The organism is Mumia sp. ZJ430 (assembly GCF_011751845.1).
Taxonomy (GTDB): domain Bacteria; phylum Actinomycetota; class Actinomycetes; order Propionibacteriales; family Nocardioidaceae; genus Mumia.
The window spans coordinates 726,478-741,832 of sequence record NZ_JAAHFK010000002.1 but is presented as its reverse complement, the minus strand read 5'-3'; the positions used below and the strand labels follow the sequence as shown (position 1 = coordinate 741,832).

Here is a 15,355-nt window from a genome sequence, read left to right as displayed (position 1 = left end):
GCCGATGCCCGCCGACACCCAGCCGGAAAGCGAGTTCTCTCGTGCCTGCCTCCGTCATCGACAACGTCGTCAGCCTCTCGAAGCGCCGGGGGTTCGTCTTCCCCAGCGGTGAGATCTACGGAGGCACCCGCTCCGCCTGGGACTACGGTCCGCTGGGCGTCGAGCTCAAGGAGAACATCAAGCGCCAGTGGTGGCGTGCGATGGTGCAGCGCCGTGACGACGTCGTCGGCCTCGACTCCTCGGTGATCCTGCCCCGCAAGGTGTGGGAGGCCTCCGGCCACGTCGACGTGTTCACCGACCCGCTGATCGAGTGCCAGCACTGCCACAAGCGCTTCCGCCAGGACCACCTCCAGGAGGCGTACGCGGAGAAGAAGGGCATCGCCGATCCCGACGACGTCGCGATGTCCGACGTCGTCTGCCCGCACTGCGGCACGCGTGGCCAGTGGACCGAGCCGCGCCAGTTCTCTGGCCTGCTCAAGACCTTCCTCGGCCCGGTCGACTCCGAGGAGGGCATGCACTACCTCCGCCCGGAGACCGCTCAGGGCATCTTCGTCAACTTCGCGCTCGTGATGGCCGCCGCGCGCAAGAAGCCGCCGTTCGGCATCGCGCAGATGGGCAAGTCCTTCCGCAACGAGATCACGCCCGGCAACTTCATCTTCCGCACCCGTGAGTTCGAGCAGATGGAGATGGAGTTCTTCGTCAAGCCCGGCACCGACGAGGAGTGGCACCAGTACTGGATCGACGAGCGCATGCGCTGGTACACCGACCTCGGTGTGTCCGCCGACAACCTGCGTCTGTACGAGCACCCGCAGGAGAAGCTCTCGCACTACTCCAAGCGCACCGTCGACATCGAGTACCGGTTCCGCTTCGCCGGCTCGGAGTGGGGTGAGCTCGAGGGCGTCGCCAACCGCACCGACTTCGACCTCGGCACGCACTCCAAGCACTCGGGCAACGACCTCACGTACTTCGACCAGGAGCTCGGCGAGCGCTGGACCCCGTACGTCATCGAGCCCGCAGCCGGCGTCAACCGTTCGCTGATGGCGTTCCTCGTCGACGCCTACCGCGAGGACGAGGCCCCCAACGCCAAGGGCGGCGTCGACAAGCGCACGGTGCTCGCGCTCGACCCGCGCTTGGCGCCGATCAAGGCCGCGGTGCTTCCGCTGTCGCGCAACGAGCGCCTCAGCCCGGCCGCGCGCGACCTGGCCGCCGAGCTGCGCCAGTCGTGGAACGTCGACTTCGACGACGCCGGTGCGATCGGCCGCCGCTACCGCCGTCAGGACGAGATCGGCACGCCGTTCTGCATCACGGTCGACTTCGACACCCTCGACGACAACGCGGTGACGATCCGCGAGCGCGACACGATGACGCAGGAGCGGGTGGCCCTTGACCAGGTCACGGCCTACCTCGCCACGCGTCTGATCGGCGCATGAGGGCGCCTCGTACGGGCCGGCGCGCGGCGTTCGTCGCGCTGGCCGGTGCGACGGCACTCGTGCTCGGTGGGTGCAGCGGCGGCGACGAGGAGCCTGCGAAGGGCGCGTCCGAGGGCACGTCGGCCGTCGACGTCCCGGAGGGCGTGACGCTGACCGAGGCCGGCACCGAGGTCGCGGTCGGCAAGCCGGCGACGGTCGGCTATCCGGTGGGTGAGGCGGCCAGTGCGCTCACTGTGACGGTCGCCTCGGTGAAGCCGGGCAAGGCGAGCGACCTCTCGGGCTACGTCCTCGATCCCGCGTCCGCGGCCTCAACGCCCTACTACGTGTCGCTGGACCTCCGTAACGACGGCCCCGACCCGCTCGGCGGCGCGGCGGTCCCCGTGTACGGGTTCGACTCGACGAAGACGTTCTTCCCGCCGACGACGTTCGCGGGGGAGCCGTTCACACGCTGCCCCGGTGGTGCTTTGCCGAAGACGTTCGACGCAGGCGCGACCGCGAAGGCGTGCTTCGTGCTGCTCGTCCCACAGGGCGCCACGCTGAGCTCCGTGCAGCTGCGGACCGACGACCTCTCGAAGCCGGTCTCCTGGCCCGTGAGCTGAGTCACGCTGGCATGCTTGGTGCATGCGTGAGGTGATGCAGTCGACGAAGCTGGCGGACGTCCTGTACGACATCAGGGGTCCGGTGCTGGAAGAGGCCAGGCGTCTCGAGGACGAGGGCCACCGCATCCTCAAGCTCAACATCGGCAACCCGGCACCGTTTGGCTTCGAGGCTCCCGACGAGATCCTCGTCGACATCATCGCCAACCTCCACCAGGCCCAGGGCTACAGCGACTCGCAGGGGCTGCTGCCGGCGCGCCGCGCGGTCGTGCAGCACTACGAGGAGCGCGTGCCCGGCATCGACGTCGACGACGTCTATCTCGGCAACGGCGTCTCCGAGCTCATCGTCATGGCGATGCAGGCGCTGCTCGACGACGGCGACGAGGTGCTCGTGCCGATGCCGGACTACCCGCTGTGGACGGCTGCGGTCAGCCTCGCGGGAGGCACGGCGGTGCACTACCGCTGCGACGAGGCTTCCGACTGGAACCCCGACATCGACGACGTCCGCGCCAAGGTCACCGACCGGACGAAGGCGATCGTCATCATCAACCCCAACAACCCGACGGGCGCGGTGTACTCGCCCGAGGTGCTGCGCGACCTCGTGCAGGTGGCGCGCGAGAACAACTTGATCGTCTACGCCGACGAGATCTACGACAAGATCCTGTACGACGACGCCGAGCACACCTGCGTGGCCTCGCTCGCCGAGGACCTCCTGTGCGTGACGTTCAACGGCCTCTCCAAGGCCTACCGGGTCGCGGGCTTCCGTAGCGGCTGGATGATCCTGTCGGGCCCCAAGCACCACGCGCGCTCGTACGTCGAGGGCCTCAACATGCTCGCGAACATGCGGCTGTGCCCCAACGTCCCCTCGCAGTACGCGATCGCGACGGCGCTCGGGGGACGGCAGTCGATCAACGACCTGCTGCTGCCGGGCGGTCGGCTGCTCGAGCAGCGCAACCGCGCGTACGAGCTGCTCACGGCGATCCCGGGGGTGACCTGCGTGAAGCCGAAGGGAGCGCTGTACATGTTCCCGAGGCTCGACCCCGAGGTCTATCCGATCGTCGACGACGAGAAGTTCGCGTACGAGCTGCTGCGGGAGCAGAAGCTGCTCATCGTGCAGGGGACGGGCTTTAACTGGCCGACCCCGGACCACTTCCGCCTCGTCACGCTGCCGCGCGTGGAGGACCTCGAGGACGCGATCGGCCGCATCGCGACGTTCCTGGAGACGTACGCCGCCTGAGTCCCGCGCCGCCGCCCTCGCCACGCCCCGACGCGGCGCCTGTGCGCGCGGTTGCACGCGCCTGGGAGAATGGACGCCATGCCCACCACCGCCCCCGTACGCCCGCCGCTGCGCCTCGGCACCCTCGAGGTCGCGACGCCGGTCGTGCTCGCGCCGATGGCAGGCGTCACCAACGCGGCGTTCCGGCAGCTGTGCGCCGAGCAGGGCGCCGGGCTCTACGTCTGCGAGATGATCACGTCGCGCGGGATCGTCGAGGGCGACCCGATCAGCCTGCGGATGCTCAGCTTCGCCGAGGCCGAGACGGTGCGGTCGGTGCAGCTGTACGGGATCGACCCCGTCTACATCGGCAAGGCGGTGCAGATCCTCTGCGAGGAGCACGGCGTCGGCCACGTCGATCTCAACTTCGGCTGTCCCGTCCCGAAGGTGACCCGCAAGGGCGGGGGAGCGGCGCTGCCGTGGAAGGCGACGCTGCTCGGCGAGATCCTCACCGAGGCGGTGCGCGCGGCGAGCCCGTACGGGGTCCCGGTCACGATGAAGACCCGCAAGGGCATCGACGACGACCACCTCACGTACCTCGATGCAGGGCGCATCGCGCAGGACGCGGGGTGTGCCGCGATCGCGCTGCACGGGCGTACGGCGGCGCAGCACTACTCCGGTCAGGCCGACTGGGATGCGATCGCGACCCTCAAGCAGGCCGTCGACATCCCCGTCCTCGGCAACGGCGACATCTGGGAAGCCTCCGACGCCCTCGCGATGATCGAGCAGACCGGCGCCGACGGCGTCGTGGTCGGACGCGGCTGCCTGGGGCGCCCGTGGCTGTTCCGCGACCTGGCGGCCGCGTTCGCCGGTGAGCAGGAGACGGCGATGCCGAGCCTCGGTGAGGTGGCCGCCTGGATGCGCCGGCATGCCGAGCTGCTCGCGGCGGACATGGGGGAGGAGCGGGGCTGCATCGAGTTCCGCAAGCACGTCGCGTGGTACCTCAAGGGCTTCCGTGCCGGTGGGCAGATGCGACACGCGCTGGCGACGATCAGCTCGCTGGCCGACCTGGACGCGCTGCTGGCCGACCTTGATCACAACGAGCCGTACCCGATCGGTGAGCTCGGCAAGCCACGCGGCCGTCAGGGCAACCCCAAGCGCGTCGCGCTGCCGGACGGGTGGTTGACCTCGCGCGAGGTCAGCCGCATCGATGCCGCGGCCGAGGACGCCACCTCCGGCGGTTGAGCTAGGCGGAGAGGCCCACCGGGACACCGGCCCGTACGACGGTCCGCGGACGCGACTCGTCCCACAGCACTTCGACGTCGTCCATCGGGTCGGCGGCCAGGGCGACGAGGTCCGCCGGCGAGCCCACCGCGAGCCGACCGAGCTCCGGCCGCCGGAACAGCGCGGCGTTGACCGTTGTGAGCGAGCGCAGCAGGGCCTCGGGCGTCTGCACCTCGGCCTGCAGCTGCAGACCGCGCAGCTGGTCGTTCTCGAGGTCGCCCATCAGGTCGCTGCCGAACCCGACCGGGACACCAGCCTCGGTGGCCAGCGTGATGGCGTCCTTGCCCGAGCCGAGCACCTCGGCGTTCTTGGCGCGACCCACGGGCGACAGCCCGACCTCGTCGGCGCGTCGGGCCATGGAGTCGTACGCGACCAGGGTCGGAACGAGATAGGCGCCGTGCTCGGCCATCGTCCGTGCCGCGGCGGAGTCGATGAGGTTGCCGTGCTCGATCGAGCGGACGCCGTGGGTGACCGAGTGGATGACGGCCTCGCTCGAGTAAGAGTGCGCGGCGACGTAGCTGCCGCGACGGGTCGCCTCGTCTACGACCGCGGCGATCTCCTCCGCCGAGTACTGGGGGATACGGATCGGGTCGACCGGTGACACGACGCCGCCCGACGTCATGATCTTGATGACGTGGGCACCCTGCTGGAAACGCCGCCGGACGGCGCGGCGGAGGTCGTCGACCCCGTCCACGATCTCGTTCATGTGGCCCTCGTGGAAGCACACGTCGAGGTCCGCCGGACGGGGGTCGCCGTGACCGCCGGTCTGACTGAGCGCCGGCCCGCTGTAAAGGTAGCGAGGAGCGGCGACCAGCTGCTGATCGAGCGCCTGCGCGAGGCCGGCGTCACCGCCGGCCACGTCGCGGACCGTGGTGAACCCGCGTGCGAGGGCCGCACCGAGGCGTCTCGTCGCATTGATCGCGACGAAGCTCAGCGCGCGGCGTTCGAGCTCGAGCCCACCCATGCACGTGCTGAACGCGTGGAAGTGGGCGTCCAAGAACCCGGGCACGACCGTGGCTCCGCCGAGGTCGAGCGCCGGTGCCTCGGTCGCCCCGACGCTCCCGATCTCTTCGATGACACCCCTCTCGACGAGGAGGTCGCCCTCGACGACCGAGCCGCTCTCGGGATCGCGGAAGCGACCGTTGCGCAGGACCAGGCTGCCGCTCATACCGCAGCACGATACCGGCGGCGGCCGTCAGCTCTCCCCGAGAGCCTCGCGTGCCTCGCGCGCCAGGGCCAGCTGCTTCTCGGCCAGCCCGCGTACGTCCGCCGAGGCCAGGGAGCGCCCCATCGCCTCGACCGGGCCGTCCGGCGTGTGCACGGTCAGGTCGGCGACGCCGCGCCACCGCTGGAGCGGACCCTGGGTGATCACGACGGACTGCGTCTTGGCGTGCGGGACGACGTCCGTACGGTGCGTCACCCACCCGCGGTCGGCGACGAACGCGTGCGCGTCGGACCCTGCGGACCGGAAGCGCCACCCGATCGGCGCGAACAGCCGCGAGCGTCTCGGAGCGCGAGCCCGCGGGACCGTCTCGGGATCGACGTCGGCGAACAGCTCGCCCAGCACCATCCGGACCTCCTGCGGCGTCGCCACGGGAACGAGCGTCGCGCTGCTGCCTCCGCCGTCGGTGTCGCGTGACGCACCGGCCACGGTGACGTCGGCGCGCTCGAGGTGCAGCGGGCGCCACAGCGCGGCCTGGTGCACGACGACGGCCTGCACCCGGTCGTACGGGATCGTCTGCGAGATCCGCGACAGCAGGCCGCGCGTCACGTGGAGCCCGGTGGGTGCGCGTCGCAGCGTGAAATCCCACTGGGCGATCACGCGCGACATGATCACCTGCCCGGCCCAGAACAGGAACGGCAGCAGGCCGACGATCACGAACCCGGGGAACACGAGGCCGACGACGAGCAGGACGAGCATGAACGCCGCGGGCGTGAGGAACTCCGCCGACAGCAGGGTCGCCACCACCAGCCGCACCGGGCGGACGATGAGGATCGGAGGTGAGAGATCGACGTGCAATCCTTGCACCGCGACGCCGCCGTCGGGCTGGCCCGGCTCGCCCTCGGCTGCCTGGCTCGGCGCGGGAGCACCGACGGCCTGCGAGCCCGCCTCGTATGCGCGCTGGAGCAGGAGGTGACGCAGGCGGTCGGCGTCGCTGTGGCGCAGGTACTGCAGGGAGAGCCGCGAGTCGTCACCGCCCGCGAGCTCGATGCGCAGCTCGCACAGGCGGAAGATCCGGGCGGCGAAGGGCTCGGCGATGTCGACCGACTGGATGCGCTCGTACGGGGCACGCCGTGACTTGCGCGTCAGGATGCCGCTCTCGATGCGGATCTCACGGCCGTCGATGAAGTAGCGGGTGAAGCGCCACGAGAGGTAGCCGAACACGACCCCGAGCAGCGCCGCCACGCCGACGAGCGCCAGGCCGACCCACAGGACCGAGAGCAGGCTGCGGTCGCCGCCGCCCTCGAGGACGTCGCGGCCGAAGGCGAACAGGCCCGCGGCGACCCAGATCCAGACCCGGACGAACGCACTCGCCGGGTGCGTACGCTGCCCTTGTGCCGCCGGCGGCTGCTCGAACGGGGCGGCCTGCGGCTCAGATTCCGGAGCCACGGGTCTTGCCCAGCTCGGTGAGGCGGTCGCGCAGACGGACGGCGTCGTCGGCGGTCACCCCGGGGATCACCGCCGAGGTGTTGGACGACGCCGTGTGCAGCGAGACCTTCGCGATGCCGTAGGAGCGCTCGATCGGGCCGGCAGTCACATCGACGTACTGGACCCGCCCGTACGGGACGGCGACGATCCGCCGCCACGCGACACCGTGGCGTACCCACAGGTCCTCGGCGTTCTCGGCGAACCCCCACGCGGCCTGGTTGCGTGCCGCCCAGAGCCAACCCCAGACGATCCCGGCGACGGCGGCGACCGCGATGAGCGCCACGAGCCACCACCACTGGAGGAGCAGGGCGACGGCGACGCACGCGATCACGGCGGGGATCGTGATCCAGAGGACGAGCATCAGCCGGTGGAGCGTACGGAGCTTGACCGAGACCGGCTGCCACGCACCTGCAGGCGGGTCGAAGAGGGAGTCCACGCGCCGACACTACCCGTGCGGCGGCCGAGCCTTGTGCGGGTCGGTCACGATTCCGCACACGCCATGGACGGATAAGTCCTCCTCGGCAACAATAGGCGCAGACCCGGACCCGGGTCGTCTCCACTTCACTCGGATCGTGCGGCACGTTCCTGCCGCTGAAGGGATGTATCAGTCATGGCATCTGTCACCTTCCAGAAGGCGACCCGTATCTTCCCGGGCCAGGACCGCCCGGCCGTCGACGAGCTCGAGCTCGAGGTCGCGGACGGGGAGTTCCTCGTCCTCGTCGGCCCGTCGGGCTGCGGCAAGTCCACCTCGCTGCGGATGCTCGCGGGGCTCGAGGAGGTCGACGCCGGCCGCATCCTCATCGGCGACCGCGACGTCACAGACCTCGCACCGAAGTCGCGCGACATCGCGATGGTCTTCCAGAACTACGCGCTCTACCCGCACATGTCGGTCGCCGAGAACATGGGGTTCGCGCTCAAGATCGCCGGCACCCCGAAGGCGGAGATCAAGCAGCGTGTCGCGGAGGCGGCCGAGATGCTGGGCCTCACCGAGTACCTCGCGCGCAAGCCGAAGGCCCTGTCCGGTGGGCAGCGCCAGCGCGTCGCGATGGGCCGCGCTATCGTCCGCTCGCCGCAGGTCTTCCTCATGGACGAGCCGCTGTCGAACCTCGACGCCAAGCTCCGCGTCCAGACCCGCGCCCAGATCGCGCAGCTGCAGCGCCGGCTCGGGACGACGACGGTCTACGTCACGCACGACCAGGTCGAGGCGATGACGCTGGGTGACCGCGTCGCGGTGATGAAGGACGGCGTGCTCCAGCAGATCGACACGCCGCGCGCCACGTACGACAAGCCGAACAACGTCTTTGTGGCGGGCTTCCTCGGCTCGCCGGCGATGAACCTCTTCGACGTGCCCGTGACCGCGGGTGGCGTGAAGGTCGGCGACACCGTGGTGCCGGTGGCACGCGAGGTGCTCGCGCAGACAGACTCCCCGGTGGTCACGCTCGGCGTCCGCCCGGAGGACATGACGCTCGGCGACCGCGGCATCGCGACCGTGGTCGACGTGGTCGAGGAGCTGGGTTCCGACGCGTTCGCGTATGGCCACACCAAGCACGGGGAGAACGACCAGACCCTCGTCTCGCGCGTCAACTGGCGTACGCCTCCGCAGATCGGCGAGGTCGTCAACCTCACCGCCGATCCCGAGCGCGTGCACGTCTTCTCGAAGGAGACCGGGCTCCGTCTCGGCTGAGGCCGAGGTCCCGTCCCCGATTCGGGCGGTTCTCCACCGAACCTGCGACCGGGTTCGGTGGAGAACTGCCCGAATCGCGGACGGGACGGGACCCTCAGAAGCCCTGCCAGGCGGGCTTGCGCGCGAACGTGTGCCGGTAGTAGTCCGCGAAGTCCAGGCGCGACGCCGCCGCGTCGTCCACGAACACGGTCGCGTGCGGGTGCCACTGGAGGATCGACGCGGGGCAGCGCGCCGACAACGGCCCCTCGACCGCGGCCGCAATCGCGTCGGCCTTGCCCTCGCCGGTCGCGACCAGCACGAGGTGGCGCGCCTCGCGGATGGTGCCGAGGCCCTGGGTCAGCACATGGGTCGGCACCTCGTCGACGGAGGCGAAGAAGCGCGCGTTGTCCTGGCGGGTCTGCTCCGTCAGCGTTTTGGGCCGGGTGCGTGACGCCAGCGACGACATGGGTTCGTTGAACCCGATGTGACCGTCGGTCCCGATCCCGAGCAGCTGCACGTCGATGCCGCCCGAGGCCGCGATCGCCGCGTCGTAGCGGGCGCACTCGGCAGCAAGGTCGGATGCCTCGCCGTGCGGAGAGTGCACCTGCGCCGGGTAGAGGTCGACGTGCTCGGTCAGCTCCCGCCGGATCACCGCGGCGTACGACTCCGGGTGCGACGCAGGCAGTCCGACGTACTCGTCGAGCAGGAACGCCGTCGCGTGCGCAAACGACAGCCCGTGCTCGCGGTGCCGCCGGATCATCTCCTGGTAGGCGGCCAGCGGCGAGGAGCCGGTCGCCAGCCCGAGCACGGGCGCGGGGCCGCGAAGCACAGCCTCGTACACGTCCGCGACGTGCTGGCCGATCTCCTCGGCGGACGCGCAGATCACGACCTCCACGACGACAGTCCTTCCTCGTCGGACGCACCCTCGGGCGCGGCCAGCTCGGCAGCCCCGAGCGCGGCGGCAGGGTAGGCCTGCGGCAGCGCGGTCGTCCGGTCGCGCAGCCGCAGGCTCGCGACGAACGGCGACACGCCCTCGGTGGCGTCGAGCTGGGCGAACAACGGTTCCATGACCCGTGCGCCGAGCCGCATCACGCCACCGGCGAGGACGACGTGCGCGGGGTCGACGCTCAGGGTGACGATGCGGATCGCCTCACTGAGCCAGTGCACGAACGAGTCACGGATCGCGAGCGCGCGCTCGTCTCCCGCGTCGGCGGCGTCGAACAGCGCGGCCGGCTGCGGGCCGGGACCGCCGTACGGCCACTGGCGGGCGAGCCCGCGGCCCGACGCGTACAGCTCGAGGCATCCGTGCTGCCCGCACGTGCACCGGGGCCCGTCTTCCACGACGGAGAGGTGCCCGACCTCGCCGACCACCCCGTACGCTCCGCGGCGCAGGCGCCCGTCCAGCACGAAGCCGGCAGCGAGCCCGGTGCCGACCGAGATGAGTGCAACGTCATCAGGCTGCCCCTGCTCGGAGAGCCACGTGGCGACCCCGCGGGCGGCGGCGTTGACGTCGTTGTTCACCGTGACCGGCACCGACAGCGCGCTCGTCAGGGCGCCGCGCAGGTCAAATGCTGCATCGATGTCGAGGTTGACCGCGTTGGTGAGGACGCCGGCAGCGTCGACCGCCCCCGGGATGCCGGCACCGACGGCGGCCAGCGTCGTCCCAGCCGGAAGCGCCTCGACGAGGTGCTTCACGACCTCCAGCGAGGTCGCGACGACACCCGCAGGGCCGACGACGGTCGGCATCCGCACGTCGGCGAGGACCTCTCCGGGGCGCGTCACGTCTGCGGCGATCCCGTGGACCTTGGTGCCGCCGATGTCGAGCCCGATCCTGACGGCGGTCATCGTTCCTCTCCGGTCGACTCGGCGAGCGCGGACGCGATCGCCGTACCCACGACCCGTGACACCGTCGCCGATGCACCCCACCCGCGGACGACGCGGGGGAGTGTCATGACCTCGGGTGAGGGCCACCCGAGCTCGACGACGAGAGTGTCGGGTCGCTGCTCCACGAGGGAGCGCAGCCAGGTCCACGCGCGGTCGTCGGCGGCGGCTGAGCGAGCCACCACGATGACCGGCCCGTCGTACGAGGCGACCTCCGCGACGTCGAGGCCGCCGTCCGCACCCGGCACGAGCGTCGTCGCGTCGATCCCCAGGTCTCCCCAGGCAGCGCCGCCGACGGCCATGTTGGCGCCGGTCTCGAGCCGGACGACCAGCGGCGTGCCGGGACGAAAGGTACCGATCTCGTCGAGGACGGCAGCAGCCGCCGTACCGCCGAGCGTCAGCCCGCGGTCGACGACGGCGGGATCTGCGGGGACGACGTCGGTCCCGTACGAGGCGGCGAGGGCGTCGACACGGGCGGCAGCGTCGTGCAGCCGCGCGGCGGACAGGTCGCCGGACGCCACCGCGGCGACGATCGCGGCGACGACGTCCCGTACGTCGTCAGGTCCGCGGCCTCTCAGCGACGGGCCGATGCACAGCAGATCGGCTCCCGCGGCGAGCGAGGCGACCGCCGCGGCAGGGATGCCGATCGTCGCGCTCGCTCCTGCCATGTCGAGCGCGTCGGTGACGATCACGCCGTCGAAGCCGAGTTCGTCGCGCAGCAGCCCCGTGAGGATCGCGTGGCTCAGAGTCGCGGGGCGGTCTGCGTCGAGGGCCGGCAGCACGATGTGCGAGGTCATGATCGTGGCGGCACCAGCCTCGATCGCCGCGACGAACGGCACGAGCTCGCGTGCGCGCAGCGTCTCCAGGTCGGCGTCGACCCGGGGGAGCGCGAGGTGCGAGTCAGCCTCGGTGTCGCCGTGGCCGGGGAAGTGTTTGACGCACGCCGCGACGCCCTGCTCCTGGAGCCCGCCGACCCACGCGGCGGTGTGCCGCGCGACGAGATCCGGGGTGTCACCGAAGCTGCGCGTGCCGATGACGGGGTTGCGCGGGTTGGAGTTGATGTCCGCGTCGGGGGCGAGGTTGAGCCAGATGCCGGCGCTCTTCAGCGTGGCGCCGATCGCCGCGGCCACGGCGTCGGTGGTGGCGGGGTCGTCGTACCGGCCGAGCACGGCGTTGCCCGGGTACGGGCTGCCAGTGGCGTAGTGCAGGCGCGTGACGTCGCCGCCCTCCTCGTCCAGCGCGAGGGTCAGAGCAGGGGAGAGGGCGCTGACCTCGCGGGCGAGGGTGAGCGCGTCGGCCGGGTCGGCGGTCAGGTTGTTGCCGTACAGGCAGATCCCGCCCAACCCGTCCTCGACCAGCCCGGGCAGCCAGGCTGGGACGTCGGGGCCCTCGAAGGCGCCGAGAACCACCCGATGCGCGGCGCGGCGCACGGCGGCGTCGGGGCTCATCCCTTGACCGCCCCGGAGACCATGCCGCTGGTCATCTTGTTCTGGACGAACATGAACAGCCCGATCACCGGCACGGCGACGAGTGTGGCACCGGCCATCACTGCTGGCCAGTCGATTGCCTGGTTGGAGACCGTCGTCATGCCCTGCAGCCACAGTGGGATCGTACGGTTGGACGGGTCCATGACGACGGTCGCGAGAGTGATCTCGTTCCAGCACTGGAGGAATCCGTACACGCCCGAGGCGACCAGACCGGGCGCCAGCAGCGGGAACGTGATCGTGAAGAACGCACGGAAGCGGCTGCAGCCGTCCACCATCGCCGCCTCCTCGAGCTCGGCCGGTACGCCGGCGACGAACCCGCGCAGCATCCACACCGTGAACGGCAGGATCATCGCGAGGTAGAGCAGCGTGAGCCCGGCGACCGTGTTGAACAGGCCCCAGCCGGACAGCATCTTGTACTGCGAGATGAACAGCGCCTCCGCAGGGATCATCTGCACGACGAGGATGACGATGATGAACGCGCCCTTGCCGCGGATGCGGAAGCGCGAGATCGCCAGCGCCGCGAGGAACGCGAACGCCAGGCCTGCGACGACCGCGAGGACCGTGACGGTGAGGCTGAGCTGCATCGAGTGCCAGAACGACGCGTCGACCACGCGCCCGTACGCGTCCGTGCTCGCCTCGTCGTTGAACGGGAGCCACGCCGGGTCGGGAGCCCGTAGACGGCTGCTGCTCTGGAACGAGCTGTTGACCATCCAGTAGACGGGGAACGCCCACACGGCCGCGACCAGGATCGCGACGGCGCTGGAGAGCCTGCGGCCCTTGCGAGGACGGCGACGGCGGAGTGTCGGGGTAGCGGGTGCGGTCATGACGCGCGCTCCTCACGCAGCAACGAACGGACGTAGCCGAACGTCAGGACGAGTGTCAGAAGCAGCATGAGCATCGCCACGGCAGAGGCCATGCCGTACTCGCTCTGCGCGACGCCGAGCTGATAGAGGTAGGTGCCGAGCAGGTTCGTCTCGCTCACCGTGCCGCCCGCGCCTTGGAGGTACTTGATCTGCGCGAACAGGCGCAGGTCCCACACGATTTGCAGCAGCATCACGATCGAGAGCACCGGGCGGATCGTCGGCAGGACGATGAAGCGGAACCGCTGGGTCCGCGAGGCGCCGTCGAGCTGCGACGCCTCGAGCGTCTCCTCGGGCACCTGCGTCAGCGCCGCGTACAAGCTGAACGCCACGAACGGCACGCTCATCCAGACCACGATCACGCCGGCGACGAGGAAGAAGGTCCACGGGTTCGCGAGCCACGAGTAGCCGTCGAACGAGGCGAACCCGACCTTCACCAGCAGCCAGTTGACGACGCCGTAGCGGGTGTCGAACAGCCAGTTCCACACCGTCAGGCTGGCGATCAGCGGGCTCGCCCACGCGGCGAGCAGCGAGACCTGCAAGATGATGCGGGCGGCCGTGGACACCTGGCGCATCAGCAGCGCGAGCGCCATCCCGATCACCATCGTCAGGGAGGCCGCGGCGAAGCAGAAGGCCACCGAGCGGGCGATGACGAGCCACGTCGTCTTGTCGGTGAGGACGTGGACGTAGTTGTCGAGTCCGATCCAGCCCGGTTCTGCGGTGCCGAACTGCTGGGCCAGGCCGAACTCCTGGAACGACATGAGGATCTGGCGGACCAGCGGGTAGCCGAGACCGAGGGCCAGCGTGAGCAGCGCAGGGACGAGCAGGAGGTACGGAGCGGGGCGCCGCCGCCGGTTCCGCAGCGGCGGGGGATCCGCCTCAGTCTCCGTCGGGGGCGCGTCGTAGGTCATCGCCTGAGCCATGGTCTGCCTGTCGTGGTGAAGGGGTACGGGGCCCGTCGCGGCGGGGGAGTCGCGACGGGCCCCGTACCTGGTCGTACGTACGGGACGAGTCCCGAGGGCCTACTTGTTGAGGATGGCCTCGAGCTTCGCGTCGTACTCCTTGGCGGTCTTCGCGACGTCCTCGCCGCCGGCGAGCTTGCCGAAGAACTCCTCCATCACCTGCGTCGTCTCGACCTCGGTCCAGTGCGGGGAAGTCGGGGTCAGCTTGGAGTTCGAGGCAGCCGCGATCGACGCCTGAGCGAACTCGTCGTCACCCATCTTGGCCGTGAACTCCGGGTTCGCCGGGCCGAGACCGTTCTCGGCGAGCATCGTCTGGTACTCGTCGCTGTAGATGAGCTTCAGCAGCGCGTACGCCTCGTCCTGCTTCTTGGACTTGGCCGAGATGCCGATGTTGGAGCCGCCCGCGAACACCGGCGCGGCGTTGCCGTCAGTGCCCGGCAGTGCGAAGCCGCCCAGGTCGGTGGCCATCTCCTCGGGGACGCTCCAGCGTGCCCAACCCGGCGCCATGAACATCGCGGCCTCGCCGTTGTTGTACGGAACCCACGCCTCGGCGTCGAGCCCGTCCTTCGGGGCGGCGCTGGCGTTGTCGGAGAGGTTCTTCCACTCCTCGAGGCCCTTGACGCTCTCGGGGGAGGAGAGCTTGCCGACCCAGCTGTCACCCTCCTGGGCGGCGATGTCGCCACCGTTGGCGAACAGCCACGAGATGCCGTTGCGCCAGTCCTGGCCGGGAACCCAGAAGCCCGAGTAGTCCTTGCCGCCCTTGGCCTTGAGCGTGACCGCGGCCTTGTTGAACTCGGCGAGAGTCTTCGGCGGCGTGATGCCGGCGTCGGCGAAGGCCTTCTTGCTGTAGAAGACGTAGCGCGAGCCCCAGTAGTAAGGAAGGGCGAACTGCTTGCCGTCGTACGAGCCGGCCTCGACGAAGCTCTCCGGCGCGATGGTGTCGCCGAGGTCGCTCACCTTGTCGGTGAGGTCGGTGAACGCGCCGACCGATGTGAAGGTCGCCGCCTGCGTGTTGCCGACCTCGAAGACGTCGGGCGTCTGGTTCTCGTCGCTCAGTGCGGTCTGCAGTCGCGGGATCAGCTGGCCCCAGTCGATGCGCTCGATCTTGAGGTCGGTGCCCTCGTTCTGGGCCTCGTACTCCTTCTCGAGCCACTTGGTCAGGTCCTCGGGCGTGTCGGTCTCGCCGGCGAGCCAGAGCTTGACGACCTGGGTGCCCGACGCGGAGTCGTCGCCGGAGTCGGAGCCACAGGCGGTGAGGGCGAGTGCGGAAGCCACACCCAGCGCCGCCAGTCGAGTCAGATTCTTCATTGTTTCGTTCCTTCGGGGGGT

14 protein-coding genes are annotated in these 15,355 nt (G+C 70.2%); 5 read left to right on the top strand and 9 right to left on the bottom strand.

Translation table 11 applies throughout. The annotated features are described in order from the left end of the window. Nucleotides 1–41: 41 nt before the first annotated feature. The 4 genes from HCT63_RS10085 (at nucleotide 42) to dusB (ending at nucleotide 4,484) form a co-directional block, all read left to right on the top strand. On the top strand, nucleotides 42–1,430 hold the full coding sequence (locus tag HCT63_RS10085; RefSeq protein WP_243842973.1) for a glycine--tRNA ligase: 1,389 nt from the start codon (nucleotides 42–44) through the stop codon (nucleotides 1,428–1,430). Further along, entirely contained in the window at nucleotides 1,427–2,029 is a 603-nt protein-coding gene (locus HCT63_RS10080) for a hypothetical protein (protein ID WP_167003722.1), read from the top strand. The genes HCT63_RS10085 and HCT63_RS10080 overlap by 4 nt, the downstream gene beginning before the upstream one ends. A gap of 22 nt (nucleotides 2,030–2,051) precedes the next feature. Next, nucleotides 2,052–3,263: a pyridoxal phosphate-dependent aminotransferase gene (locus tag HCT63_RS10075; protein ID WP_167003720.1), complete on the top strand. Its 1,212-nt coding sequence runs from the start codon at nucleotides 2,052–2,054 to the stop codon at nucleotides 3,261–3,263. A 69-nt stretch (nucleotides 3,264–3,332) separates the two neighbouring features. Next, nucleotides 3,333–4,484 carry a tRNA dihydrouridine synthase DusB gene (dusB, locus tag HCT63_RS10070; RefSeq protein WP_167003718.1) on the top strand — a complete coding sequence of 384 codons (1,152 nt, stop codon included), beginning with the start codon at nucleotides 3,333–3,335 and terminating at the stop codon, nucleotides 4,482–4,484. Nucleotide 4,485: 1 nt separating this feature from the next. Here the strand turns inward: dusB and HCT63_RS10065 are convergent, their stop codons facing one another. The 3 genes from HCT63_RS10065 to HCT63_RS10055 are packed head-to-tail and all read right to left on the bottom strand — an operon-like array spanning nucleotide 4,486 to nucleotide 7,609. After that, nucleotides 4,486–5,691: an amidohydrolase family protein gene (locus tag HCT63_RS10065; protein ID WP_167003716.1), complete on the bottom strand. Its 1,206-nt coding sequence runs from the start codon at nucleotides 5,689–5,691 to the stop codon at nucleotides 4,486–4,488. 27 nt (nucleotides 5,692–5,718) lie between these two features. Next, a complete protein-coding gene (locus HCT63_RS10060) occupies nucleotides 5,719–7,134 on the bottom strand; it encodes a PH domain-containing protein (RefSeq protein WP_167003714.1) in 1,416 nt (471 codons plus the stop codon). Continuing rightward, nucleotides 7,118–7,609: a PH domain-containing protein gene (locus tag HCT63_RS10055; RefSeq protein ID WP_167003711.1), complete on the bottom strand. Its 492-nt coding sequence runs from the start codon at nucleotides 7,607–7,609 to the stop codon at nucleotides 7,118–7,120. Before HCT63_RS10055 ends, HCT63_RS10060 begins: the two co-directional genes overlap by 17 nt. A gap of 174 nt (nucleotides 7,610–7,783) precedes the next feature. On the opposite strand from HCT63_RS10055, the gene ugpC reads away from it, so the two are divergent. After that, nucleotides 7,784–8,857 (top strand): sn-glycerol-3-phosphate ABC transporter ATP-binding protein UgpC, encoded by a 1,074-nt coding sequence (ugpC, locus tag HCT63_RS10050; RefSeq protein ID WP_167003709.1) that lies wholly within the window; start codon nucleotides 7,784–7,786, stop codon nucleotides 8,855–8,857. Nucleotides 8,858–8,951: 94 nt separating this feature from the next. Here the strand turns inward: ugpC and nagB are convergent, their stop codons facing one another. From nagB to HCT63_RS10020, 6 genes are all read right to left on the bottom strand, one after another. Next, nucleotides 8,952–9,731, bottom strand: coding sequence for a glucosamine-6-phosphate deaminase (gene nagB, locus HCT63_RS10045; RefSeq protein WP_167003707.1), 780 nt, complete (start codon nucleotides 9,729–9,731; stop codon nucleotides 8,952–8,954). Next, complete coding sequence (locus HCT63_RS10040) at nucleotides 9,719–10,681, bottom strand: ROK family protein (RefSeq protein WP_167003705.1); 963 nt, start codon at nucleotides 10,679–10,681, stop codon at nucleotides 9,719–9,721. The genes nagB and HCT63_RS10040 overlap by 13 nt, the downstream gene beginning before the upstream one ends. Further along, the gene (locus tag HCT63_RS10035) at nucleotides 10,678–12,165 is read right to left on the bottom strand and encodes a glycoside hydrolase family 3 protein (RefSeq protein ID WP_167003703.1); all 1,488 of its coding nucleotides are present in this window, start codon (nucleotides 12,163–12,165) and stop codon (nucleotides 10,678–10,680) included. The genes HCT63_RS10040 and HCT63_RS10035 overlap by 4 nt, the downstream gene beginning before the upstream one ends. Then, nucleotides 12,162–13,028 (bottom strand): carbohydrate ABC transporter permease, encoded by an 867-nt coding sequence (locus HCT63_RS10030; RefSeq protein WP_167003701.1) that lies wholly within the window; start codon nucleotides 13,026–13,028, stop codon nucleotides 12,162–12,164. The genes HCT63_RS10035 and HCT63_RS10030 overlap by 4 nt, the downstream gene beginning before the upstream one ends. After that, nucleotides 13,025–13,975, bottom strand: coding sequence for a sugar ABC transporter permease (locus HCT63_RS10025; RefSeq protein ID WP_167004927.1), 951 nt, complete (start codon nucleotides 13,973–13,975; stop codon nucleotides 13,025–13,027). Before HCT63_RS10025 ends, HCT63_RS10030 begins: the two co-directional genes overlap by 4 nt. A 111-nt stretch (nucleotides 13,976–14,086) precedes the next feature. After that, entirely contained in the window at nucleotides 14,087–15,334 is a 1,248-nt protein-coding gene (locus HCT63_RS10020) for an extracellular solute-binding protein (protein WP_167003699.1), read from the bottom strand. Between the last annotated feature and the right edge of the window lie 21 nt (nucleotides 15,335–15,355).

Coding starts and splice junctions, on each gene's coding strand:
- HCT63_RS10020 (WP_167003699.1), bottom strand. CDS start 15,334: ATGAAGAATCTGACTCGACTGGCGGCGCTGGGTGTGGCTTCCGCACTC.
- HCT63_RS10040 (WP_167003705.1), bottom strand. CDS start 10,681: ATGACCGCCGTCAGGATCGGGCTCGACATCGGCGGCACCAAGGTCCAC.
- HCT63_RS10080 (WP_167003722.1), top strand. CDS start 1,427: ATGAGGGCGCCTCGTACGGGCCGGCGCGCGGCGTTCGTCGCGCTGGCC.
- HCT63_RS10030 (WP_167003701.1), bottom strand. CDS start 13,028: ATGACCGCACCCGCTACCCCGACACTCCGCCGTCGCCGTCCTCGCAAG.
- HCT63_RS10025 (WP_167004927.1), bottom strand. CDS start 13,975: ATGACCTACGACGCGCCCCCGACGGAGACTGAGGCGGATCCCCCGCCG.
- HCT63_RS10065 (WP_167003716.1), bottom strand. CDS start 5,691: ATGAGCGGCAGCCTGGTCCTGCGCAACGGTCGCTTCCGCGATCCCGAG.
- HCT63_RS10075 (WP_167003720.1), top strand. CDS start 2,052: ATGCGTGAGGTGATGCAGTCGACGAAGCTGGCGGACGTCCTGTACGAC.
- ugpC (WP_167003709.1), top strand. CDS start 7,784: ATGGCATCTGTCACCTTCCAGAAGGCGACCCGTATCTTCCCGGGCCAG.
- dusB (WP_167003718.1), top strand. CDS start 3,333: ATGGACGCCATGCCCACCACCGCCCCCGTACGCCCGCCGCTGCGCCTC.
- HCT63_RS10035 (WP_167003703.1), bottom strand. CDS start 12,165: ATGAGCCCCGACGCCGCCGTGCGCCGCGCCGCGCATCGGGTGGTTCTC.